Source organism: Burkholderia sp. 22PA0099 (genome assembly GCF_047497165.1).
Classification (GTDB): Bacteria; Pseudomonadota; Gammaproteobacteria; order Burkholderiales; family Burkholderiaceae; genus Burkholderia.
Genome location: NZ_CP163164.1, coordinates 125,769 through 147,760, shown reverse-complemented (window position 1 = coordinate 147,760; position 21,992 = coordinate 125,769). Strand labels below are relative to the sequence as shown.

22 protein-coding genes are annotated in these 21,992 nt (G+C 65.4%); 16 read left to right on the top strand and 6 right to left on the bottom strand.

What is annotated here, in order from left to right:
• Window positions 1-39: 39 nt before the first annotated feature.
• From AB4851_RS00690 to AB4851_RS00675, 4 genes are all read left to right on the top strand, one after another.
• Window positions 40-717, top strand: coding sequence for a hypothetical protein (locus AB4851_RS00690; protein WP_414448007.1), 678 nt, complete (start codon window positions 40-42; stop codon window positions 715-717).
• 93 nt (window positions 718-810) lie between these two features.
• Window positions 811-1,008 carry a YqaE/Pmp3 family membrane protein gene (locus AB4851_RS00685; RefSeq protein ID WP_414441459.1) on the top strand — a complete coding sequence of 66 codons (198 nt, stop codon included), beginning with the start codon at window positions 811-813 and terminating at the stop codon, window positions 1,006-1,008.
• Between the two features lie 109 nt (window positions 1,009-1,117).
• Window positions 1,118-2,542, top strand: coding sequence for a DEAD/DEAH box helicase (locus AB4851_RS00680; protein WP_414448006.1), 1,425 nt, complete (start codon window positions 1,118-1,120; stop codon window positions 2,540-2,542).
• 77 nt (window positions 2,543-2,619) lie between these two features.
• Entirely contained in the window at window positions 2,620-3,003 is a 384-nt protein-coding gene (locus tag AB4851_RS00675; RefSeq protein WP_414441461.1) for an ATP-dependent protease, read from the top strand.
• A 171-nt stretch (window positions 3,004-3,174) separates the two neighbouring features.
• Here AB4851_RS00675 and AB4851_RS00670 read toward each other — a convergent pair whose 3' ends face one another.
• Window positions 3,175-3,951 (bottom strand): SDR family oxidoreductase, encoded by a 777-nt coding sequence (locus tag AB4851_RS00670; RefSeq protein ID WP_414448005.1) that lies wholly within the window; start codon window positions 3,949-3,951, stop codon window positions 3,175-3,177.
• A 107-nt stretch (window positions 3,952-4,058) separates the two neighbouring features.
• Here AB4851_RS00670 and AB4851_RS00665 point away from each other — a divergent pair, with 107 nt between their 5' ends.
• Both AB4851_RS00665 and AB4851_RS00660 read left to right on the top strand, forming a co-directional pair.
• On the top strand, window positions 4,059-4,487 hold the full coding sequence (locus AB4851_RS00665) for a winged helix-turn-helix transcriptional regulator (protein ID WP_414448004.1): 429 nt from the start codon (window positions 4,059-4,061) through the stop codon (window positions 4,485-4,487).
• 125 nt (window positions 4,488-4,612) lie between these two features.
• On the top strand, window positions 4,613-4,783 hold the full coding sequence (locus tag AB4851_RS00660) for a hypothetical protein (RefSeq protein ID WP_414448003.1): 171 nt from the start codon (window positions 4,613-4,615) through the stop codon (window positions 4,781-4,783).
• A gap of 19 nt (window positions 4,784-4,802) precedes the next feature.
• Here the strand turns inward: AB4851_RS00660 and AB4851_RS00655 are convergent, their stop codons facing one another.
• Window positions 4,803-5,279, bottom strand: a complete 477-nt coding sequence (locus tag AB4851_RS00655; protein WP_414441465.1) for a hypothetical protein — start codon at window positions 5,277-5,279, stop codon at window positions 4,803-4,805.
• 370 nt (window positions 5,280-5,649) lie between these two features.
• On the bottom strand, window positions 5,650-6,231 hold the full coding sequence (locus AB4851_RS00650) for a TetR/AcrR family transcriptional regulator (protein WP_414448002.1): 582 nt from the start codon (window positions 6,229-6,231) through the stop codon (window positions 5,650-5,652).
• 142 nt (window positions 6,232-6,373) lie between these two features.
• Here AB4851_RS00650 and AB4851_RS00645 point away from each other — a divergent pair, with 142 nt between their 5' ends.
• Window positions 6,374-7,369: an aldo/keto reductase gene (locus AB4851_RS00645; RefSeq protein WP_414448001.1), complete on the top strand. Its 996-nt coding sequence runs from the start codon at window positions 6,374-6,376 to the stop codon at window positions 7,367-7,369.
• Between the two features lie 184 nt (window positions 7,370-7,553).
• Here the strand turns inward: AB4851_RS00645 and AB4851_RS00640 are convergent, their stop codons facing one another.
• Window positions 7,554-8,396 carry a LysR family transcriptional regulator gene (locus AB4851_RS00640; RefSeq protein ID WP_414448000.1) on the bottom strand — a complete coding sequence of 281 codons (843 nt, stop codon included), beginning with the start codon at window positions 8,394-8,396 and terminating at the stop codon, window positions 7,554-7,556.
• 93 nt (window positions 8,397-8,489) lie between these two features.
• Between AB4851_RS00640 and AB4851_RS00635 the strand changes: the two genes are divergently transcribed.
• The 7 genes from AB4851_RS00635 (at window position 8,490) to AB4851_RS00605 (ending at window position 19,251) form a co-directional block, all read left to right on the top strand.
• Window positions 8,490-8,909 carry a tautomerase family protein gene (locus AB4851_RS00635; RefSeq protein ID WP_414447999.1) on the top strand — a complete coding sequence of 140 codons (420 nt, stop codon included), beginning with the start codon at window positions 8,490-8,492 and terminating at the stop codon, window positions 8,907-8,909.
• A 197-nt stretch (window positions 8,910-9,106) separates the two neighbouring features.
• A complete protein-coding gene (locus AB4851_RS00630; protein WP_414447998.1) occupies window positions 9,107-10,324 on the top strand; it encodes an efflux RND transporter periplasmic adaptor subunit in 1,218 nt (405 codons plus the stop codon).
• Window positions 10,325-10,340: 16 nt separating this feature from the next.
• Entirely contained in the window at window positions 10,341-13,505 is a 3,165-nt protein-coding gene (locus tag AB4851_RS00625; RefSeq protein WP_414449206.1) for an efflux RND transporter permease subunit, read from the top strand.
• Window positions 13,502-15,004, top strand: a complete 1,503-nt coding sequence (locus AB4851_RS00620) for an efflux transporter outer membrane subunit (protein ID WP_414447997.1) — start codon at window positions 13,502-13,504, stop codon at window positions 15,002-15,004. Before AB4851_RS00625 ends, AB4851_RS00620 begins: the two co-directional genes overlap by 4 nt.
• A gap of 88 nt (window positions 15,005-15,092) precedes the next feature.
• Window positions 15,093-16,589, top strand: coding sequence for an ATP-binding protein (locus AB4851_RS00615; protein WP_414447996.1), 1,497 nt, complete (start codon window positions 15,093-15,095; stop codon window positions 16,587-16,589).
• A complete protein-coding gene (locus tag AB4851_RS00610) occupies window positions 16,582-17,262 on the top strand; it encodes a response regulator (protein WP_414447995.1) in 681 nt (226 codons plus the stop codon). Before AB4851_RS00615 ends, AB4851_RS00610 begins: the two co-directional genes overlap by 8 nt.
• A 198-nt stretch (window positions 17,263-17,460) precedes the next feature.
• Window positions 17,461-19,251, top strand: a complete 1,791-nt coding sequence (locus AB4851_RS00605) for a hypothetical protein (RefSeq protein ID WP_414447994.1) — start codon at window positions 17,461-17,463, stop codon at window positions 19,249-19,251.
• A 127-nt stretch (window positions 19,252-19,378) separates the two neighbouring features.
• On the opposite strand, the gene AB4851_RS00600 is transcribed toward AB4851_RS00605, so the two are convergent.
• A complete protein-coding gene (locus tag AB4851_RS00600; protein WP_414449205.1) occupies window positions 19,379-19,858 on the bottom strand; it encodes an N-acetyltransferase family protein in 480 nt (159 codons plus the stop codon).
• Window positions 19,859-19,960: 102 nt separating this feature from the next.
• Between AB4851_RS00600 and AB4851_RS00595 the strand changes: the two genes are divergently transcribed.
• Both AB4851_RS00595 and AB4851_RS00590 read left to right on the top strand, forming a co-directional pair.
• On the top strand, window positions 19,961-20,902 hold the full coding sequence (locus tag AB4851_RS00595; RefSeq protein ID WP_414447993.1) for a LysR family transcriptional regulator: 942 nt from the start codon (window positions 19,961-19,963) through the stop codon (window positions 20,900-20,902).
• A gap of 220 nt (window positions 20,903-21,122) precedes the next feature.
• Window positions 21,123-21,491, top strand: coding sequence for a hypothetical protein (locus AB4851_RS00590; RefSeq protein ID WP_414447992.1), 369 nt, complete (start codon window positions 21,123-21,125; stop codon window positions 21,489-21,491).
• Between the two features lie 67 nt (window positions 21,492-21,558).
• Here AB4851_RS00590 and AB4851_RS00585 read toward each other — a convergent pair whose 3' ends face one another.
• On the bottom strand, window positions 21,559-21,921 hold the full coding sequence (locus tag AB4851_RS00585; RefSeq protein ID WP_414447991.1) for a hypothetical protein: 363 nt from the start codon (window positions 21,919-21,921) through the stop codon (window positions 21,559-21,561).
• Window positions 21,922-21,992 lie beyond the last annotated feature (71 nt).

Here is a 21,992-nt window from a genome sequence, read left to right as displayed (position 1 = left end):
ATAAATCCAGTTCGATTCGCCCCGTTGAGGAATGATCCGATGAATGTCCCGCGTTTCAACCGGCTGTGCGCGCTTGCTGCGCTGGCCGCCTTTGCGTTCGGCTGCCAGGCTGCGCGCGCCCAATCCAACGAGGTGTATGGCGGCGTCGGCACCGACGGCGTCAGCGTCGGCGTCGGCCACGCGTTCAACTCGTACACCGCGCTGCGCGGTGAAGTGGGCGGCTTCGCGCTGTCGCACAAGTTCTCGTCGGACGGGCAGGACTACAACGCGCATGTGCGGCTGATTCATGGCGGCGTGTTCGCCGACGTGTTCCCGTTCCCCACGCACGTGCCGCTGCACCTGACGGTGGGCGCGCTGATCGGCGGCGACCAGATAACGGGCGAGGCCGAGCCGGGCGCCAACGGCACCTACCGCCTCAACGGCGTGACCGTGCCGGGCTTCGGCCAGACGGTTTCCGCCAAGCTCAAGTGGCCGACCGTGCGGCCTTACATCGGCTTCGGTTTCGGCCATAGCCCGACCGGCAAGGCCGGGTTGTCGGTGGCTGCCGACATCGGCGTGGCCTATGGCACGCCGCACGTCAGCTTCGACGTGCCCCCGCTGGTCGCGACCGCGGCCGGCGCGAACAACGTGGCGGCGGCCGAGCAGCAACTGCGCGACAAGGCGCACGACCTGCGCTTCTATCCGGTGGTGAAGGTGGTGATGACCGATCGCTTCTGATTGCGAAGCATCGGATCACGAAGCGATGGCGGATTCCGGGCCGGCCCGAGTCGGTTGACGTAACATCGACGCACTTCACTCTGGAGCGAATCGATGCGCCTCGTCCTTGCCATTCTGTTGCCGTGGTTTCAGTTCTTCACGATCGGCCGGCCGTTCGCCGGGATCATCTGCCTGCTGCTGCAGATCACTATCATCGGCTGGCTGCCGGCCGCGATCTGGTCGGTGTATGCATTGAGCCAATACAACACCGATCGGAAGATCGCCAGGGCATTCGGCGGCCGCAACGATTGAGCGGCCGGGCGGCCCCGGCCTTCCGCCTTCGGCGGGCGGATTCGCGGCGCGCCTGCCGCTGCCGGCGCGGCAACCGCTAGAATTGCGGTTTTCGCCCGGAACACCCCCCATGTCTTTTGCCTCGCTCGGCCTGATCGCACCGTTGCTGCGTAATGTGCAGGATCTCAATTACCAGACGCCCACCCCGGTGCAGGCCAAGGCGATTCCCGCCGTGCTCGGCGGCAAGGACGTCATGGCCGCGGCGCACACCGGCACCGGCAAGACGGCGGGTTTCGCGCTGCCGCTGCTGCAGCGGCTCGTGCAAAACGGCCCGGCCGTGTCCAGCAACCGTGTGCGCGTTCTGGTGCTGGTGCCCACGCGCGAACTGGCCGAACAACTGCTGCAGAGCTTCGCCGATTACGGCAAGGGGCTCGACTTGCGCTTCCTGGCCGCCTACGGCGGCGTGAGCATCAACCCGCAGATGATGAAGCTGCGCAAGGGCGTGGACGTGCTGGTCGCCACCCCGGGCCGCTTGCTCGACCTGAATCGCCAGAACGCCGTGCAGTTCGATCAGGTGCAGGCGCTGGTGCTCGACGAAGCCGACCGCATGCTCGATCTCGGTTTCTCGCGCGAGCTGAACGCGGTGTTCGCGGCCTTGCCTGCGCAGCGCCAGACCTTGCTGTTCTCCGCCACGTTCACCGACGACATCCGCGCGATGGCCGCGAGCATTCTGCGCAACCCCGTCGACATCAGCGTCAGCCCGCCGAACACCACCGCTACCCGGATCAAGCAATGGGTGGTGACCGTGGACAAGCGCAACAAGCCCGACCTGTTCATGCACCTCGTGGCCCGGAACAAGTGGAAGCACGCGCTGGTGTTCGTCAAGACGCGCAACGGCGTCGATTACCTGGCCGGCATGCTCGACGAGGCTGGCTATGCCGTCGACACCATTCACGGCGACAAGCCGCAGCCCGCGCGCCTGCGTGCGCTGGAGCGCTTCAAGACCGGCGAGGTGCAGATGCTGGTGGCCACCGACGTGGCGGCACGCGGGCTCGACATCGACGATCTGCCGCTCGTGATCAACGTCGATCTGCCGATCGTGGCGCAGGACTATGTGCACCGCATCGGCCGCACCGGCCGCGCGGGCGCGAGCGGCGTGGCGGTGTCGCTGGTGTGTGCGGATGAAGCGCCGTATCTGGCCGCGATCGAAGCGCTGATCGGGAAGACGCTGCCGCGCGAGGAGGAGCCGGGGTTTTTGGCCGAGCATCGCGTGCCGGAAACCAGCGCGGCGGGGCAACTCATCAAGAAGCCTAAGAAACCGAAGAAGCCGAAGGGCGGGCAGGCGGCGGGTGTGGCGCCGGGTACCGGCTCCGGCGCGCAAGGGGATGCGGACGAGGCGTATGACTGGCGGTTGTTGGTCGGCAGCCCGTTCAGTACGCAGAAGCCGCGTGCGAAGGTGGCGGGGAAACCTTCTGCGAGGAAGCCTTCTGCGGCAGGCAAACCTTCGGCCGGGAAGCCGCAGGGGAAACCGGGTGGCGGGCGGGGGAAGCGTTGAGCGAGTGGCGCGGAGGCGCCGTGCGGGATTGGAAACGTGCTGCGCGATGATGCGGCGCGACGACTGTGAGAGATGAAATGACAACGACATTCGACGAAGCAACGATGGCGGCGATCGCCGCGTTTGCTCAACTGGACTTCGAAACGGCTGCGCAAGCGATGCGCGCCGAAGCCGATTACGACTACGAACGCGATCAGTGGATCTCGCGCTTTATCGACGAGGCCGGCGGCGGCGAGGACGATTCGGAGTACGACGCACTGCATGCCGAAGCGCAGACGACGCCGGAGTACGCGCAGTTCATGGACGGCGCGCGCAAGGAAATCCTGGAGTACTTCGGCGTGACCGAAGAGCAGCTGGATTGGGTGATCGTGTTGCGCGATGACGATAGCGATGCGCTGTGGGATGAGGTCAATCGGCAACGGAATGCGTTGGGGACGGGGGAGGTTCGGGGGGATCTTTGATTTTTTGCTTTCTGCGAACGGCCGCCCCGGGTCGAAGCCGCCAATCCGACCAATCCGGGCTTTCGGCTTTCGATCCGTTGCTCCCGTTCCTGCCCTTTCGCCACAACGACATCTCTTGTATCGGATTCGGCGTACGCGCAGGCGCAACATCGATTGCCGAAGCCACTCGTCTCAGGCTCCGGATGGTTTCGGACGGCCGAGCTTGACCATTTGCCGAAACATGAACTGCGGCGCAACGCGGCTGGCGATCTTCAGGACATTGCTCACACCAGGACGAATCTCGAGTTTCCCGGCTTCGATACCTGCAATGGCGCGTTTCGCGAGCACGCCGACATTCATGCCTTTTTCATTTTTCATCGCCTCGGCAAACTCGCCTCGAAACAGCGGCGTTTCGGTGCCCGGGGGCGCCAATTCGACTACGGACACACCGGTGCCGGCCAACTGCGCCCGCAGGCACTGCGTATAGGCATGGAGTGCGGCTTTTGACGCGCTGTATATCGGCGCCGCGGGGAAGGGAATAAATGCCAGACCCGATGAAACATTCACGATCAAGCTGTTTTTCCGCCTCATGAGCAAGGGCAGGAAAGTTTGAACCATCCACATCGGGCCCTTCAAGTTCCCATCGATTTCAGTGGTCAGGTCACTCAACGGATACTGCCGATCCAGCCCGATGTTGCGCATCGTTCCCGCGTTGTTCACCAGGGTGTCCAACGCCGGGAACTGCTCGGACACGATTTTGTATATCGACGCGATATCCGCCGGATCGCCGACATCGCTTTGAAAAGCATGCAGCCCCGGCACGGCACGCTGTGCATCTTTCAGCTTGCCCGGGTCCCTCCCGGTGACGATCACCGTATTGCCGCCCTTGGCGATGAGTTGCCGTGCCAACTCCATGCCGATCCCGCTTGTTCCGCCGGTAATCAATACGGTTCTTCCTGTCATTTTCATGATGTCACTCCCTGTTTTGTCGAGCACGAGCGTAGTCTGCCCGGTACACTCTTCAAAAGAAAGAAGGCACCTGAAAGTTCTATACGTACCAAAAAGAGAGTGTGAAAGTGGAACGAGTCCCGGAGTTCACCAAGGAACAGATCGCCGCCGCGCAGTATTACGCGAGCCTGACACCGTCGATCGATCTTGATCCTCGCATCGCTTCGTTGGTCAGAGATCTCATCGGCCGCGTTGCCGACAAATGGACAATGCTGATCCTCGACACGCTCGCGGAAAAGTCGCCGCTGCGTTTCAGCCGACTTGGCGAATTGGTTGAGGGAATCAGCCAGAAAATGCTCACACAAACCCTACGCACGATGGAGCGTGATGGCCTGGTGATACGGACGGTGTATCCGGTCGTGCCACCGAAGGTCGAATACAAACTCACCGACCTCGGGATCACATTGGGCGCTGCATTTTGCGGAGTCTGGGTGTGGGCGGCCAACAATCTGGACGCGGTAGAAAACGCGCGTCGAGATTTTGATCAACGGCCATGACGGCTGCAATAAAAAACCGCCCCGAAAGGCGGTTTTCCACGAAGCAACATCCCGACGAAACTCAAGCCGCGTAGCGCTGCTCCGAAGCCGCATCGCCGAGCGCGATCAGCCACGCGGTGCGCAAGATGGAGGATTTGCTCGGGCACCGGCTGTTCCAGCGCACCACGCGCGAGGTGAACGACATCGGGCATTACCTCGTGCATCCGCGCCGCCCGCATCGCCACGAGGCCTTCGAGACGTTCAAGGCGTGGCTGCTGACAGCGCTCGGCATCGAGGAGGAGGCCGCGCCCGCCTGAGCGCGGGCGCGTGGCCGGGCTACTTCGCCGCGCCCACCAGCGCGAACGCGTCGTACTTCGGATTGATCGGCGTGTGCGGCATGTGGTTGAGCGCTTCCTCGACGAGCGGCTCGCAGGCGCCGTAGTCCGAACCGATGCTGTCGCTGTGCGCCTGCGGGAAATTCACGGCCATCACCTTGCCGCCCCAGCGGTCGACCGTGGCCGTCATGGTGCATTTGCCCGCGCCGCCCACCTTCAGGTCGAGCAGCACGACGTTGAGGTCGAGCGCGGCGTCGGCGTTCGAGAAATTCCATTGCGCGGTCATGCGGTCGTCGGCGCCGCCGGTGCTGACGAGCTTCATCGTCTTGTCGGGAATGCCGACCGATTGCACGAGGTCGAGGATGTTGGCGCCGACCAGTTTGCCGTCCTGGACTTCGCGTGCTTCGTGAGTGCGATAAGCGGCGCAGCCTGTCAGCGAGATGCAAAGCGCGGCGAGGGGAAGTGTCAGGATTCGCATGGGAAACCCTCCGGTTGGCGCATCGGACAGCCGATGCGGGATTGACGGGGCGGCCGGGAGAATGCCGCCGGGCACGATGGCGGACGGTGCCACGAGACGACGCGCAACGCAGGCATTGCAAACGGCTTGCAGCGTGCTTGCACGAGGGAAATTGGTTGCGCGTACATGGACCTGAGCGAGCGGCGTGCGCAAAGTTCAGGGGAATGTGCGGCGTTTGCGTGACCGTTCCTTTCCTCGGCGGCGGCAGCGCGGCGAGGCGGTCGGGTAAGCAGGAATCGATCCTCGATCCGATGGATGTACGGACGTGCGGGGGAGAAATGTAATCAGGTGACCTACGCGATGGCGGGGGCCTTTCGATCCGTCCGATCCGTCAGGCCGGCCACGCCTGCATGGCCACCGCCACCATCTCGAGCAGAGCCTGGCGGCTCGCGCCGGTGCGGGCGTCCGAGGCCATGCCCCAGCCCAGCACCATCAGATAGCGCGCCAGCGCTTCCGGGTTCGCGTCGGCGGCCAGGTCGCCCGCCTGCCGCGCCTGCTCGAAACGCTCGCGCAGGCGCGCGCGACGCGCGTCGCGATGCCTGACCAACTCCTGCGCCATCAGGCTTTCCGGGCCACCGCCCGCCAGCGAGCAATTGAACGCCAGGCAGCCGGCCGGAAAGCCCGGCTCGGTGTACAGCTCGGCCCAGCGCGTCAGCATCTGCTCGGCCACTTCGCGGGCCGTCGCGCATTGCACCGCGTCTTCCGCGTATTGCAGGCGCGTCGCGCCGTAGCGCTCCAGCACGGTGCGAAACAGCGCCTCCTTGCTGCCGAACGCGTGATAGAAGCTCGGCGGCGTGATGCCGAGCGCGCCCGTCAGGTCGGACAGCGAGGTGCCTTCGTAGCCCTGCCGCCAGAACAGGTCGGTGGCGGTGTCCACCGCGGCGTCGACATCGAATATGCGTGGCCGGATCATGCGTTTCCTTTCGTTTGCGGGCGTCGGGCTCAAATATAGCATTCAATATAAAACGTTTGACGACGGCTCCACGCTCGAAATATAGTGATCGATATATTTGCGAATCCATGGGGGATTCGCGGGTTTCCTCATGGAGGTGGTCATGCAGTTCACGCAACTGGGACGTACGGGTTTGTCGGTGTCGCGGCTGTGTCTGGGTACCGGCACGTTCGGGCACCAGACCGACGAGGCCGAATCGTTTCGCATCTTCGACGCGGCGGCCGAGGCCGGCGTGAACTTCATCGATACCGCGAACATGTACCCGGGCGGGGCGTTGCCGCACGAGGTGGGCAGTTCGGAGGAGATCACCGGGCGCTGGCTCAAGGACAAGCGCCAGCGCTTCATCCTGGCGACCAAGGGCGGCGCGCCGATGGGGCCGCTGCCGTGGGACCGGGGCGGCTCGCGCAAGCATCTGCTCGATGCGGTGGACGCGTCGCTGCGCCGCCTGAATACCGATTACGTCGATCTCTACCAGTTGCATGTGGACGACGCGACCACGCCGCTGGACGAGACGGTCGAGGCGATGGACGCCATCGTGCGCTCGGGCAAGGCGCGCTATATCGGCGTGTCGAATTACCTCGCGTACCGGCTCGCGCGCGCGATCGGCCGGCAGGAGCTGCTGCGGCTGACGCGGTTTGTTTCGGTGCAGCCGCGCTACAACCTGCTGTTTCGCGAGATCGAGCGCGAACTGCTGCCGCTGGCGCGCGAGGAAGGGCTGGCCGTCAATCCGTTCAACCCGCTGGCGGGCGGGCTGCTGACCGGCCGCTACCGGCAGAGCGACGATCCGGGCGCGGGCCGCTTCTCGCCGGAGATGGGCCAGTTCGGCGCGATGTACAAGAACCGCTATTGGCGCGACCGCGAGTTCGGCACGGTCGAGCAGGTGCAGGCGATGGCGCAGGCGGCCGGCGTGGCGTTGCCCACGCTTGGCGTGGCGTGGATTCTGGCGAACCCGGCGATCACGTCGGTGATTCTCGGGGCGAGCCGCCGCGAGCAACTGGCCGACACGCTGGCCGCCGCCGACTACGCGTTGGAGCCTGCCCTCAAGGTGCAGCTCGATGAATTGACGGCGGTGTACCGGCAGGGCGACGCGGGGCGTTGAGCGTTGGTGACTGGGGTGTTTGGTTTTGAGCGCTTGAGGCTTTGCGTTGAGGTTGGCGCTTGGGTCGGCGCAACCAGCGCGGCCAGATGCGCCGTCATCGCACGCGCGGGCGGCCCCGGCTCGGCGCTGTCGTGGCGGCGCTCGGTGGTCGAATAAGATCGGCGTTCCGATCGCCGCTCAAATCTCAAATCCCCGCGACCAGCGCACCCAGATGCGCCGTCATCGCACGCGCGGCCGGCCCCGGATCGGCGCCGTCGTGACGGCGCTCGATGGTCGAATACGCGATCTCGGGCAACGGCGGCAGCGCGGTGCCCGCCAACACCGGCAGCCCCAACCCCGGCGCGGTGCGGCAGGCGATGCCGATGCCGGCTTCGCAGGCTGCGCGCAGCCCGTCGAGGCTCGGCGTGGTCAGTGCCACGCGCCAGGGCCGGCCCACCGCATCGAGCACGCGTTGCGCCGCCAGCAGGAACGGGCACGGCGGCGCGATGCTGATCAGCGGCACCACCTCGCCGTCGAGCAGGTTCGCATCGCCGAACCACTGCATCGGCAGGCGTGCGACCACGTTGCCGCCGAACGGCTCGCCGGCGCACAGCGCCACGTCGATGCGGTCCTCGCTCATCGCCTGCAGCAATTCCGCCGTGCTGCCGATCACGATCGTGAACGCCGCCTCGGGCGTCAGCGCGCGCACCTCGGCCAGCGTCGGCCGCAGCACGCCCGGCACGAAATCCTGCACCACGCCGATTCGCACCGGCGCCACCGCGTCGGGCGCCAGTTCGGTGCGGGCCGCGTCGATGCGCCCGAGGATCGCGCGCGAATGCGACAGCAGCAGGCCGCCGAACCCATTGAGCCGCAGCGCGCGGCCGTCGCGATCGAACAGCGCCTGCCCGACGATCGCTTCGAGACGCGAGATCTGCAGGCTGACCGCCGATTCGCTGCGCGCGATGCGCTGGGCCGCCGCCGCCAGCGAGCCGCAATCGACCACGGCCACGAAGGTGCGCAGCAAGGGGGAGGGGATGTCGGGAATCATGAGAAAAACTCAAATCTGGGCCGGTATGGAACGCAAGCAAGCTTGCGAATTCCTCAAATAATATGACAGCACCATCTTTTGAGGAGCAACACCATGCCGTTTGCCCGATTGACGTTGTCGCAAACCCCGTCCGCCGCCGACGCCCAATATCTGTCCACCGAACTGACCCGGCTGATCGCCGACGAACTGGCGAAGCAGCACGAACTGACCTCGGTGCTGATCGAGACGCCGATCTCGAACCGCTGGACCATCGGCGCGAGCCTGCGGCACACGGCGGCGCATCTCGAAGTGTGCGTGACCGCCGGCACCAACAACGAGGCGCAGAAGCGCGCCTTCATTGCCGCCGCGATGGCCTTGCTGCGCGAAACCATCGCGCAACTCGACGCCGCCACCTACGTGGTGATCAAGGAGGTGGCCGGCAGCGATTGGGGCTATGACGGGCGGACGCAGGCGGATCGGGCGCGGCAGCGCGAGACGGACGCCGCAGCCGTGGCAAGACAAGGCGTGGTTTGATCAGTAGACCGAAGCGGACTTGCGAACGATCCCCGCCCCGCCGTTCTCCATCCATCGCGGCGGATGACGATTTCGCCAGTAATCCCGCGTAATGCCCGGCCATCGCCTGCGCCTGCCATTCCTAATTTCTTGCGAATTTGCTTCCCATACTCGGCCCATCGGGCGTGGACCGCGCCCTCGGCATTGGGGCTTTCATCATGCAAATTCGGCTTTCCGCACCGCGTCGCACGGGCATCGTGCTGCTGGCCTGCACGTTGGCGGCGTGCTCGCACGATCAGAAGAGCACGCAAAAGAAGGTGCAGACGGTGAACGTGGAAACGGTCAGGATCGTTCCGTTCGCGCAATCCGTGTCCTTGCCCGGCCGCGCCACGTCGTTCCTGACCTCGCCCGTCACGCCGCAAGTCACGGGCGTGATCCAGAAGCGCCTGTTCAACGAAGGCGGCGTGGTGCATGAAGGGCAGGTGCTCTATCAGATCGACCCGGCGCCTTATCAGGCCACCTACGACGCCGATCGCGCCGAGCTGGAAAAGGCCCGGGCCGCGCTGCTGTCGGCCCAGCCGATCGCCGAGCGCGACCGCTCGCTCGCGGCGATCGATGCGATCAGCAAGGAAACGCTCGAAACCGCCGAAGCCACGCTCAAGCAGGACGAAGCCACCATAGATGCGGACCAGGCCGCGCTCGAAAGCGCACGCATCAACCTCGGCTACACGCGCGTCAGGGCGCCGGTGACGGGCACCATCAGCGCCTCGGCCTACACGCCGGGCGCGCTCGTCACGGCCGATCAGACCACCGCGCTCGCCACGATCTACGCCTACGATCCGATGTATCTGGACGTGACGGAATCGAGCACCGACGTGCTCGCGCTGCGCAAGAAGCTGGCGAGCGGCGCCTACAAGACGGACGCCAACGGCAACGCGAAGGTCAAGATCACGCTGGAAGACGGCACGACCTACGCCCACCAAGGCACGCTGCAATTCGCGGGCGTGGGCGTCGATCCGACCACCGGCACCATCACGCTGCGCGTCATCGTGCCGAACCCGGAAAAGCTGCTGCTGCCCGGCGAATACCTGCATGCGGTCATCGATCAGGGCATCAACGAGACGGCGATCCTCGTGCCGCAGCAGTCGGTCGCGCACGATCAGCGCGGCGAGGCGACGGCGCTGGTGGTCGATGCGCAGAACAAGGTCGAGCAGCGCACGCTGACGCTCGGCGGCACGGCGAACAACAACCAGTGGGTCGTGACGGGCGGGCTGGCGGCGGGCGAGCGCATCGTGGTGGCCGGCTCGCAGTTCGCGAGCGTGGGCGACACGGTGAAGCCGGTCGAGGCCCAGGCCGCGAGCCAGCCGGCGGCGGCCGATGGGTCGGACGCTTCGGACGCTTCGGCGCAGGCGGCCACCTCGCCCGCGTCGAACTGAGGGCGGCTGCATGCGTATCGCACACTTCTTTATCGACCGCCCCGTTTTCGCCTGGGTGCTCGCGTTGCTGGTGTCGCTGTCGGGCGCCTTCGCCATCACGCAATTGCCGCTCGATCAGTATCCCGACATCGCGCCGCCCACCATCCAGATCACGGCGTCGTACAACGGCGCGTCGGCGCAAACCAATCAGGATGCCGTAGTACAGGTGATCGAGCAGCAGATGGTGGGCCTCGACAACCTGATGTACATGTCCTCGTCGGCGAACTCCGAGGGCAATATCTCGATCAAGCTGACGTTCGGGGCGGGCACCAATCCGAACACGGCGCAAGTGCAGGTGCAGGACCAGTTGCAGGCCGCCAACGCGCTGCTGCCGACCGAGGTGCAGCAAAGCGGCGTCACCGTGCGCAAGGCCTCGCCCGATACGTTCCTGGTGTTCAACCTGGTGTCGGAAGACGGCAAGATGAGCAAGGCCGCGATCGCCGATTATCTCTACAGCAACCTGGAGGAGCAGATCGAACGCTTGCCCGGCGTGGGGCAGGCGCAGCAGTTCGGCTATGAATACGCGATGCGGATCTGGCTCGATCCGAACAAGCTGCAGAAATACGCGCTGATGCCGTCCGATGTGGTCACGGCGATCGACGCGCAGAACAACGACGTGGCCGCCGGCGAGGTGGGCGCCGCACCCGCGGTCAAGGGCCAGGAACTCGACGCGACGATCACGGCGCGCAGCCGCCTGACCACCGCGCAACAGTTCCGCGACATCGTGCTGAAGACGCAGACGAACGGCTCGCAGGTGCTGCTGGGCGACGTGGCGCGCGTCGATCTCGGCCCGCAGGCCTACACGGTCGAAACCAACTTCAACAACAAGCCTGCCTCGGGGCTGGGCCTGCAACTCGCGCCGGGCGCGAACGAAGTGCAGGTGGATCAGGCCGTGCACGACTTCCTGAACAAGCGCGCGGCGAGCTTTCCGAGCGGCCTGAAGGTCGAGTATCCGTACGAGATGGTGCCGTTCATCAAGACCTCGATTTCAGAGGTGGTGAAGACGCTGATCGAGGCGATCGTGCTGGTGGTGGCGATCATGTTCCTGTTCCTGCAGAACCTGCGCACCACGCTGATTCCGGCGATCGCGGTGCCGGTGGTGCTGCTCGGAACGTTCGGCATCCTCGATGTGTTCGGCTACTCGATCAACATGCTGACGATGTTCGGCGTGGTGCTGGCGATCGGGCTGCTGGTGGACGACGCGATCGTGGTGGTCGAGAACGTCGAACGTTTGATGTCCGAAGAACATCTGTCGCCGCGCGAGGCCACCCGCAAATCGATGACGGAAATCAGCAGCGCGCTGGTGGCGATCGCGATGGTGCTGTCGGCGGTGCTGCTGCCGATGGCGTTCTTCGGCGGCTCGACCGGCATCATCTACCGGCAGTTCTCGGTGTCGGTGGTGTCCGCGATGGCGCTGTCGGTGGTGGTGGCGCTGACCTTCACGCCGGCCTTGTGCGCGACGATCCTGCGCGACGACCACGAAAAGCCGAAGGGCCGGTTCTTCAGCGGTTTCAATCGCGGCTTCGACGCGTCCACCAGCAAGTACCGGCGCACCGTCGACAGGATCCTCCATCACCGCAAGCCGGCGATGCTCGTGTACGTGGTGCTGGTGGTGGGCGCGGGCTTCCTGTTCATGCGCCTGCCCACCTCGTTCCTGCCGACCGAGGATCAGGGCGTGCTGATGGTGACGGTCACGGCCCCGGTGGGCGCCACGCGCGAGCGCACCGAAGCCACCATGGCGACGGTCGAGAACTATCTGCTCAAGCAGCCGGCGGTATCCGAGGTGTTCAACGTGGCGGGCTTCGCCGTGGGCAGCAACGGCCAGAACGTCGGCATGATGTGGGTGAAGCTGAAGGACTGGAGCCAGCGCACCGCCGCCAGCGACACGGCGCAGGGCTTCGTCGTCAAGGCGTCGCGCGATCTCGCGCAACAGGTTCGGGATGCGAAGGTATTCGTGTTGCAGCCGCCCACCGTGCGCGGCCTCGGCATCAGCTCGGGCTTCGACATGCAGCTCGTGGACGAAGGCAACCTCGGCCACACGGCGCTGGCCGCCGCGCGCGACAAGCTGATCGCGCTGGCGAACCGCAGCGGCATCGTGCGCCAGGTGCGCTTCAACGGCCTCAGCGACACGCCGCAACTGTCGCTCGACATCGACGATCGCAAGGCGAACGCGATGGGGCTGGCGCCCGGCGATGTCAACACCACCATCGAGGACGCGCTCGGCGGCGAGTATGTCGACGAGTTTCTCGACAACCAGCGCATCAAGAAGGTGTACGTGCAGGGCGATGCGCAATTCCGCATGACGCCCGAGTCGCTCGAGCAGTGGTATGTGCGCAATGCCTCGGGCACGATGGTGCCGTTCTCGGCGTTCGCCACGTCGCACTGGACGTACGGGCCGCCCGAGCTGGATCGCTACAACGCGCAATCCTCGTTCGAGATCGTCGGCGACCCGGCGCCGGGCGTCAGTTCGGGGCAGGCGATGGATACCATGGCGAAGCTGGTCGGCCAGTTGCCGAAGGGCATCAGTTATGCGTGGACAGGCCTGTCGTATCAGGAGCAATTGTCGGGCGGGCAGGCGCCGTATCTGTATGCCGTTTCGGTGCTGTTCGTGTTCATGTGCCTTGCCGCGCTCTATGAAAGCTGGTCGGTGCCGCTCGCGGTGCTGCTGATCGTGCCGCTCGGCGTGTTCGGCGCGGCGCTCGGCACGAGCTTGCGCGGCCTGTCGAACGACGTCTATTTCCAGGTGGGCTTGCTCGTCACGGTGGGCTTGTCGTCGAAGAACGCCATCCTGATCGTCGAGTTCGCAACGATGCTCGAGAAGCAGGGTGCCGGCACGCTGAAGGCGATCGAGCAGGCGGTGGCGTTGCGCATACGCCCGATCGTCATGACCTCGTTGGCGTTCCTGCTCGGCGTCGCGCCGCTCGTCATCGCGAGCGGGGCGGGTGCGGCCGCGCGGCAATCGATCGGCACCGGCGTGTTCGGCGGCACGCTGGTGGGTACCGTGCTGGCGATCTTCTTCACGCCGCTGTCGTATTTCATGGTGCGCAAGCTGGGCGGCAAGCGTCGCAAGCCCGATGGCCCGGGCGGCGGCGGTGGCGCCGATGCGCCGGCCGGCTCGCCGGAACAAGGAGGTGCCGCATGAAGCGCGCGATTCATTGGATGCTGGCCGGTGCGGCCGCCACGGCGCTGAGTGCGTGCATCGACCTGTCGCCCACCTACCAGCGGCCGGCCGCGCCGGTGGCGGCCGCATGGCCCGATGCGGCGTCGGCATCGGACGCGCAGGCGCCGGACGTGCTGGCCGCCGACATCGGCTGGCGCACGTTCTTCGTCGATGCGCGCTTGCAGAATACGATCGCGTTGACCCTGTCGAACAACCGCGACCTTCGTATCGCCATCCTGAACATCGAGAAGGAGCGTGCGGAATACCGCATTCAGCGTGCCTCGCTGTTTCCGGAAATCGATCTCGGCGGCAATGAAGACGCCGAGCGCACACCCACCTCGGTGCGCAGCGCGCAAACGGGCTCGGCCTCGGCCACCAATGGCCAGAGCGGCGAGATCTCGCATGTCTACAGCGCCAACCTGGGCTTCACGTCCTACGAACTCGACCTGTTCGGGCGCGTGCGCAACCTGAGCAAGGCGGCGCTGGAAACCTACCTGTCGACGGTCGAGACGCGTCGCAGCACGCAGATCAGCCTCGTATCGGACGTGGCGAGCGACTGGTTGACGCTGGCTTCGGACCAGCGCCTGCTGGCGATCGCGCAGGCGACCCAGGCCAGCCAGCAGCGCACCTTCGACCTGGTGAGCCGCGAGCATGCGCTCGGCGCGGCCAGCGCGCTCGATCTGGCGCAGGCGCAGGCCAGCCTCCAGGCCGCGCGCAACAGCGCCGCGCAGGCGCAAACCACCGCCGAGCAGGCCCGCAACGCGCTGGACCTCGTGGCCGGCACGCGCGTGCCCGATGCCGATCTGCCCGATGCGCAGGTCGATCCCGTCGCCAGCATCACGGCGATTCCGGCCGGCATTCCGTCGGCCGTGTTGCAGCGCCGCCCCGACGTGCTGGCGGCCGAGCACACGCTGAAGGCCGACAACGCGAACATCGGCGCCGCGCGTGCGAACTTCTTCCCGACCATCAGCCTGACCGCCGCGCTCGGTTTCGAGAGCCCGGCGCTGGCGCATCTGTTCACGGGCGGCAACCGGAGCTGGTCGGTGGAGCCGTCGGCGACCCTGCCGATCTTCGATGCCGGCGCGAACCGCGCCACGCTCGACGCCTCCAAGGCGACGTTCAGGATCGACGTGGCGACCTACGAGAAAACCATTCAAACCGCTTTCGAGGAAGTGGCGAACGCGCTGGCCACGCGCGCGACCATCGGCGAGCAACTCGACGCGCAAACGCGCACCGTGCAGGCCGATCAGCACGCCTACGATTTGACGATGGCGCTCTACCAGCAGGGCAGCGAGAGCCTGCTCGATGCGCTGACCGAGCAGCGCCTGCTGTACTCGGCGCAGCAATCGCTGGTGGCGACGCAGCTTTCGGCGCAAACCAGCCTGATCACCTTGTATGCGGCGCTGGGCGGCGGCGTCGATGCGGGAGACAAACCCGCGAGCAATGCGGCGGCGGCCCCCGCACCGGTGGGCAGGCCCTGAGTGGACCGGTATCGAGCGGGTATGATGGGCGGCCGCTTCGGGAGCGGCGCATCGTTCCCGTTGGATAGGAAGGTTTCCGAAAGAAAAGATGAGTGAACAAGGCCATGTGCCCGGAATCGATGCCATGCCCGGCGTGCTGACGCGCGTGATGCGCGGCATTCGCCGCGAAAGCCTGACCGGCAAGCTGTTTGCCGCGATGCTGATCGTCAATATCCTCGTGATCGGCGCGATGGCCGCGGGCGCACAACTGAGCTTCGAGCGCGGCTTCCTCGGCTACCTGGAGCGGCAGGAGGTCAAGCGGCTCGAATCGAGCGTGCAGCCGCTCGCGACGGCGTATCGCGATCACGGCAGTTGGGATTTCCTGCAACAGAACCGCAGCCTCTGGCACGAGATCATGCGGCCGTTCGGGCCGGCTTCCTACCCGGTGTCGAGCCACCGGCCGCTGCCGCGCCTGCCGCTCTCGTCGCTGATCGGCACCAACACGCGCTTCACGCTGATCGATGCTCAGGGCACCTACGTATTCGGCAATCCGTCGTTCGCGGCGGAGTCGCCGCGGCGGCCCATCGTCGTGAACGGCAAGACGGTGGGATGGTTGCTGATGGTGCCATTCGAGCGGGCCACCGAGGCCGGTGATTTGCGCTTCCAGAAAACCCAGCGCGAATCGAGCTGGATCATCGCGATCGTGGCGACCTTGCTCGCCATCCTCACGACGCTATGGATGGTGCGCACGCTTGCGTCGCCGTTGCGCCGGATCGCGAGCGCCACGCACATGCTCGCGCGAGGCGACCTTGGCACGCGCGTGCCGACCGTATCGAGCGGCGACATCGGCCAGCTCGAACACGATTTCAATCATCTCGCGCAGACGCTGGAAAGCACCGAGCGCATGCGGTCCGCGCTGGTGGCCGACATCTCGCACGAACTGCGCACGCCGCTGGCCGTGATGAGCGGCGAGATCGAGGCGATCGAGGTGGGCGTGCGGCCCGTCAGCGTGGAGGCGGTCAGCTCGCTCGGCGTGGAGGTCAAGCGCCTGCGCCGGCTGGTCGACGATCTGTACGATCTTTCGCTCGCCGACGTGGGCGCGCTGCGCTATCACCACGCGTCACTCGACGTGTGCGAAACGCTGCGCGCCGCACTGCGCCGCGCCGCACGCCGTTTCGCCGATGCGGGGCTGGTGCTGAACACCGCGTTGCCCGATGGCCCGCTCTGGGTGCGCGGCGACGATCGGCGCCTGCATCAGGTGTTTACCAACATCATCGAGAACACGCTGCGCTATGTGGATGCGGGCGCAACGGTCTGCGTGACGGCGAGCCAGAGTGCCGGCACGGTGCGGATCGCGTTCGACGACAGCGGCGCGGGTGTGCCCGACGCCGTCCTGCCGTCGTTGTTCCAGCGGTTTTATCGCGTCGAGGCGTCGCGCAGCCGCGCGACCGGCGGAGCGGGGCTGGGCCTGCCGATCTGCCGGGGCATCGTCGAGGCGCACGACGGCCGGATCGAGGCGTCGCGTGCGCCGCAAGGCGGCTTGCGCATCGCGATCGATCTGCCGCGCATTCGGGAATCGGTCATGGACTGCAACGAGCATGAATAAGGACACCGCGTTCGACATCCTGATCGTCGAGGACGAACCCAAGCTGGCCAGCGTGATGGCCGATTTCCTGCAGGCGGCCGGCTACACCACGCGCTGCCTTGCCGACGGCAGCGCCGTGGCGAACGAGGTGGCGCGGCAGATGCCGTCGCTGATCGTGCTCGACCTGATGCTGCCTGGCCGCGACGGGCGCGACGTGTGCCGCGACCTGCGCGCCCATAGCGACGTGCCAATCATCATGGTGACGGCGCAGGTCGAGGAGGTGGATCGCCTGATCGGCCTCGAACTCGGCGCCGACGATTACATCTGCAAGCCGTTCAGCTTGCTGGAACTGGTGGCGCGCGTGAAGGCCATCCTGCGCCGCGCGCGCGTCGAACGCTCGGCGGAAAGCGAGCCGCTGACGTTCGACGACGATCGCCTGCAAGCCACGTTTCGGGGCGTGCCGATCGATTTCACCGCGATCGAGTTCCGGTTGCTGAAGACGCTCGCGCAGTGGCCGGGCCGGGTGTTTTCGCGCGATGCGCTGATGGAGCGGCTGTATCCCGACGGCCGCATTGTCGAGGATCGCACCATCGACAGCCATGTGAAGAAGATCCGGCGCAAGTTCGAGGCGGTCGAGCCGGACGAGGATGTGATCCAGTCGGTGTATGGGGCAGGGTTCCGGTTTGCGTTGTGAGCCGGGTTGAGGCGGTCATGACGATGGCGGGTGGCTGACCCGCATATCGTTACGGAATGCGAATGTAATGGCACGGAAAGCCCGTGGAATGCCGGCGGGCGGCCCTGTAAATTTGAGTAATCTGTAAGGCAAGGCCGTGTAACGTTTGTGACACGCCGGGGGAAAAGAATGCCGGTTTCCCATCAGAAAGCCAACCACATGCATTCTCATTCCAACAGCCGTGCCGTGCTCGGCCTGACGATCATCGCCGCGGCGTGCGCGCTGGCCGCGTGCGGCGGTTCCGATTCGTCGTCGCCGGCTTCCTCGTCGACCACGTCCACGCCGCCGCCCGTTACCTCGACGCCCAGCAGTGCATTTGCCGCCGGCAATCTGGTGGTGGCGCGCACCGTGTACGACCCCGCGCTCGTGGTGAGCGGCGCGCTGCCGTTCGACGCCACGCCGGAGGCGACCAATCCGCCCGTGTCGACCGTGAACGCGGTCACGCCCGGCACGTTCCCGAACGTGTTCACGAACGACACGAACGACGCCGCCTTCAGCGTCATGACCAACATGTATCTCGATCAGTGGCCGGCTGCCGCCGCCAGCGCCGCATCGAGCACCAACATCACGGCCGCCGCCGCCGCGCTGGCCACGCCCGAGATTTTCTCGGTGAGCTTCGCCTCGCAATCGGGGATGGGGCTGAACGTCTCGCCCGACGGCAAGACGCTGACGTTCATGGGCTACAACGCAGCGCCGAACAAGCTCGACATCACCAACACGAACACGCCGGGCGCGGTGGATGCGAGCAACACCGATATCCAGACGAGCACCTATCGCACGGTCGGCCAGGTGAGCCTCGCCACCGGCCAGGTGGCGTTCACGCACACCAACGCCTACAGCGGCGACGACGCGCGCGCGGCCGTGCTCGTCAATGGTCAGTACTACATGGTAGGTGGCTCGGGCAACTCGGGCTCCAGCCCGAATCCCACCTATGGCGCGCTCGACATGCTGTCGATGGATACCGGCCTGCAGAGCATCACGCCGGGCAGCGCTTGCGCGTTCACGCAGGTGATCGGCGCGTTCCAGTCGGGCAACGGCAGCACCTACACGCCGGCAGCGGCCGGCAACTGCGCGCTCGGCACCGTGACCGACGCGCTGTCGAGCCAGACCTACGCGAAGAAAACCAGCATGGGCGGCAACCAGTTCGGCTTCTCGCTCGCCTCGCTGAGCGGCCAGACTTTCGACAAGACCAGCAAGGACGACAACTTCCGCAGCGTGTTCGTCGATGCGAACGGCACGATGTACGTGACCAAGGACAGCGGCAGCAACGGCGTGGATACGGTGTACCAGGTCGGCGCGGTGGGTGCGCTGGCCAATGGCGCGGCGTTGCCGCAGAACACCGCCGTCACCATCGCGGCCGGCTTCCCGACCTCGACTTCGACGGCCGCGCAATCGGAATCGTCGTTCCCGAACCCGTGGACGCTCGCCAAGGGCGTGGGCTTCCCGTCCGACGTCTGGGTGCCGAAGAACAACACGAACCTGATGTTCGTGGCCGACGAAGGCGACTACGACGACAGCGGCACCGTGTCGTATGCACCGAACGGCAGCGGCGGCCTGTGGGTGTACCAGAACCAGGGCGGCACCTGGACGCCGATCGCGCATCTGACGGCCGGCCTGAACCTCGGCACGGCATACACCGTGACCGACGCCGCCGGCACCTACGGCACGGCCGGCGCGAGCTACACCACCGCACCGGACGGCCTGCGCCACGTCACGGGCCAGCTCAACGGCGACGGCACATACACGCTTTACGCCACCACCTCGACGATCGGCAACAGCCTCGGTTCGGCATTCGATCCGGGCGCCGATTCGAACCAGTTGGTAAAGATCACGGTAACGGTCAACGGCTCGACGGTGACGGCGGCCGGTAGCGGTTTCTCCGTCATGCAGACGGCGCCGTTCGGCCAGCTTCTGCGCGGGGTCGTGGTGGTGCCGAGCGCGGCGTCTTAAGTGTTGGGGGCGTGGCTGGCTGAATGATGCGCCGCTGGGATCGGTCGTGCGTCATTCAGCTATCCTGCGTTCCTGGCGCAGCGATCGACCGGCTGCTCGGCGATCTGGCGCAGGTGCCGAACCGCCGTCAGCCTTTCGCCAGCGCCCGAATCCCGTCGCCCTCGAGCCGATAGCGAACCCATTCGTCTTGTGGCTCGGCACCGATCGACCGATAGAACGCGATGGCCGGTTCGTTCCAGTCGAGCACGCTCCATTCGAAGCGCCCGCAGCCATTTTCCAGGGCCACGCCCGCGAGATATTGCAACAGGCGCTTGCCGGCGCCCACGCCGCGCGCGTCGGGCGACACGTACACATCCTCCAGATACAGCCCGGATTTCGCCTGCCACGTCGAGTACGAGAAGAAATACACGGCGTAACCGACGGGGCGGCCGTCGAGTTCGCAAATCAATGCCTTTGCCGGCGATTGCGCGCCGAACAGCGACGCCCGGATGGTATCGGCCGTCGCGGCCACCTGATCCTCGGCCTTTTCGTAGATGGCGAGTTCGATGATGAAACGCAGGATGAGCGGGGCGTCGTCGGCGGTGGCGGGCCGGATGGTCAGTGCCATGAGCGTGAGCGGTTCCAGAGCGGTGAAGCGGTAACGGGATTCCGATGGTAGCCGACGAGTGGCATGCATATACTGCATTCTGTTCATCACGAATTGAATGTCATGCATTACGACCTGCGCCGCCTCGACCTGAACCTGCTGCTGGTATTCGACGCATTGGTGCGTCACCGCTCGGTCACGCTGGCGGCGGACGAGCTGGCCATGAGCGCGTCGGCGGTCAGCCACGCGCTGGCGCGGTTGCGCGATGCGCTTGCCGACGAGTTGTTCGTGCGCATCGGCAATGAAATGCGGCCGACCGCTGCCGCCGAGCGCATCATGCGCCCGGTTGGCGACGCGCTCGACCTGTTGCACGCCGGGCTGGCCCCGGCTCGCCGTTTCGATCCGGCCAGCAGCGAACGCACCTTTACGTTCGCCGCGACGGATTACACGGCGTTCGCGATGCTGCCCGCGTTCATCGCGCGGATGCAGGAGGTGGCGCCTTCGCTGCGGTTCAGGATCGTCGCGTCGCGCGGCCGGGAATCGGCGGAGGAACTGGCGTCGGGCCGGATCGATTTCGCGCTCGGATATGAAGAGGAAGCCTTAGCGTTGCCGGCCGGCGTCGAAAGTGTCGATGGGTTCTCCGACGATTACGTGGTGATCGCGAGCCGGCAGCATCCGACGATCCGACGCAAGCTGAGCATGGCGCAATATCTCGCCGCCCAGCATGTGGTGGTCACGCCCTGGGACGATTCGCGCGGCGCGATCGATCGCGTGCTCAACCGGTTGGGCGTGGTGCGGCACGTCGCCGTGCAGTTGCCGGCTGTGCTCGTCGCGCCGTTCATCGTCGCGCGCTCGAACCTGCTGATGACCGTGCCGCGTCACGCGGCGCTGATTTTGCGCGATGCCGCGCCGGTCACGATCTATCCGGCGCCGTTCGACGTGCCGCGCTACACGCTGAAGCTCTATCAGCACACCCGGCATGCGGGCACGCCCGCGCATGTCTGGGTACGCGATCAGTTGCTGCGCTCGGCGCACGCCATCGGTCAGCAAGGCGAGATCCGTTGACAGGTTTCGTCTGCGGATGGCAGACTCAGCCCCCATGAACGCCTTCACGTCCCTCGCCCTCGCGATCCATCATCATTGGCATTTCCATGCGGAATTGCCAATGGGGCGTGCCTAGGCCAGATATTCGAGCGATACCCGCTTCGAAGCCCCGCCGGTAGCGACGGGGCTTTTTGTTGGGTGACACTCCGTCGATGGCCGGCTCAACGAGAGAGCCAGACCGATGATGTCAGCATCGAAAACCTTTGCGACCCCCCTCGACCTGTACCGGGCGATTTCACGCGTCTGGGCGGCGGATACGTCGAGCCCTGCGCATGCCTGGTCGGCGTTGAATCCCGCGCTGAATCATTGCAGCGTCACCGCGCTGGTCGTGCAGGATTGCTTCGGCGGCGAGATTCTCTCCACGCGCACGCCAGGCGGCACGCATTTCTATAACCTTATCGACGGCAGGCGCTGGGATTTGACGGTTGGTCAGTTTTCCGAACCGATTCCGTACGACGACACGCCGTCCACGCGCGAGATGGCGTTGGGCGATACCTCGCATGAAAAATACGCATTGCTGACGGCGCGGTTGAACGAGGTCGGCAGGTGACGCACGCTTAAAAAACCAGATTGAAAATCGAAATGCCGTTCAGTCAGGAAACCGAACGGCATTTTCATCATTCAGGCTTGATCTCCAGAGAATCAAACTCCACGAACAGTTCGGCGCCGAGCGTGGCCTGAACGGAAGCGATGCTTTTCAGTGGCTTGCCCTTTCCCCAGGAGTACGACTTGTCCAGCGCGGCCAACGCCTGTCTGTACTCGTCGGAGTTGAAGTCGGTTAGCACCTTGATCGAAGAGATGATGTTCTGTATCAGGAAGTCGTTGCACCAGCATCGTGTCGCGCCTTTAAACATCAGATGAGCCTGGTCTTTCTTGTCGTCGAACATCAAGTGAAGCTCGACCACCTGCTTGTCCATGTCGGCGGCCAAGCCGAGTAGATACCAGTCGTGAAACGATTCGTATTTTTCGATATTTGTCATTGCGTTCGTCCATCGGATTTCCCGATGTGCCGATATTCAGCGGAACATAGAGCGTGTTGTACATCGGCGTA

Excerpts from the sequence above, each read along its gene's own strand:
- AB4851_RS00690 (WP_414448007.1), top strand. The coding sequence starts at position 40 with ATGAATGTCCCGCGTTTCAACCGGCTGTGCGCGCTTGCTGCGCTGGCC.
- AB4851_RS00685 (WP_414441459.1), top strand. The coding sequence starts at position 811 with ATGCGCCTCGTCCTTGCCATTCTGTTGCCGTGGTTTCAGTTCTTCACG.
- AB4851_RS00680 (WP_414448006.1), top strand. The coding sequence starts at position 1,118 with ATGTCTTTTGCCTCGCTCGGCCTGATCGCACCGTTGCTGCGTAATGTG.
- AB4851_RS00675 (WP_414441461.1), top strand. The coding sequence starts at position 2,620 with ATGACAACGACATTCGACGAAGCAACGATGGCGGCGATCGCCGCGTTT.
- AB4851_RS00670 (WP_414448005.1), bottom strand. The coding sequence starts at position 3,951 with ATGAAAATGACAGGAAGAACCGTATTGATTACCGGCGGAACAAGCGGG.
- AB4851_RS00660 (WP_414448003.1), top strand. The coding sequence starts at position 4,613 with ATGGAGGATTTGCTCGGGCACCGGCTGTTCCAGCGCACCACGCGCGAG.
- AB4851_RS00655 (WP_414441465.1), bottom strand. The coding sequence starts at position 5,279 with ATGCGAATCCTGACACTTCCCCTCGCCGCGCTTTGCATCTCGCTGACA.
- AB4851_RS00650 (WP_414448002.1), bottom strand. The coding sequence starts at position 6,231 with ATGATCCGGCCACGCATATTCGATGTCGACGCCGCGGTGGACACCGCC.
- AB4851_RS00645 (WP_414448001.1), top strand. The coding sequence starts at position 6,374 with ATGCAGTTCACGCAACTGGGACGTACGGGTTTGTCGGTGTCGCGGCTG.
- AB4851_RS00640 (WP_414448000.1), bottom strand. The coding sequence starts at position 8,396 with ATGATTCCCGACATCCCCTCCCCCTTGCTGCGCACCTTCGTGGCCGTG.
- AB4851_RS00635 (WP_414447999.1), top strand. The coding sequence starts at position 8,490 with ATGCCGTTTGCCCGATTGACGTTGTCGCAAACCCCGTCCGCCGCCGAC.
- AB4851_RS00630 (WP_414447998.1), top strand. The coding sequence starts at position 9,107 with ATGCAAATTCGGCTTTCCGCACCGCGTCGCACGGGCATCGTGCTGCTG.
- AB4851_RS00620 (WP_414447997.1), top strand. The coding sequence starts at position 13,502 with ATGAAGCGCGCGATTCATTGGATGCTGGCCGGTGCGGCCGCCACGGCG.
- AB4851_RS00615 (WP_414447996.1), top strand. The coding sequence starts at position 15,093 with ATGAGTGAACAAGGCCATGTGCCCGGAATCGATGCCATGCCCGGCGTG.
- AB4851_RS00610 (WP_414447995.1), top strand. The coding sequence starts at position 16,582 with ATGAATAAGGACACCGCGTTCGACATCCTGATCGTCGAGGACGAACCC.
- AB4851_RS00605 (WP_414447994.1), top strand. The coding sequence starts at position 17,461 with ATGCATTCTCATTCCAACAGCCGTGCCGTGCTCGGCCTGACGATCATC.
- AB4851_RS00600 (WP_414449205.1), bottom strand. The coding sequence starts at position 19,858 with ATGGCACTGACCATCCGGCCCGCCACCGCCGACGACGCCCCGCTCATC.
- AB4851_RS00595 (WP_414447993.1), top strand. The coding sequence starts at position 19,961 with ATGCATTACGACCTGCGCCGCCTCGACCTGAACCTGCTGCTGGTATTC.
- AB4851_RS00590 (WP_414447992.1), top strand. The coding sequence starts at position 21,123 with ATGATGTCAGCATCGAAAACCTTTGCGACCCCCCTCGACCTGTACCGG.
- AB4851_RS00585 (WP_414447991.1), bottom strand. The coding sequence starts at position 21,921 with ATGACAAATATCGAAAAATACGAATCGTTTCACGACTGGTATCTACTC.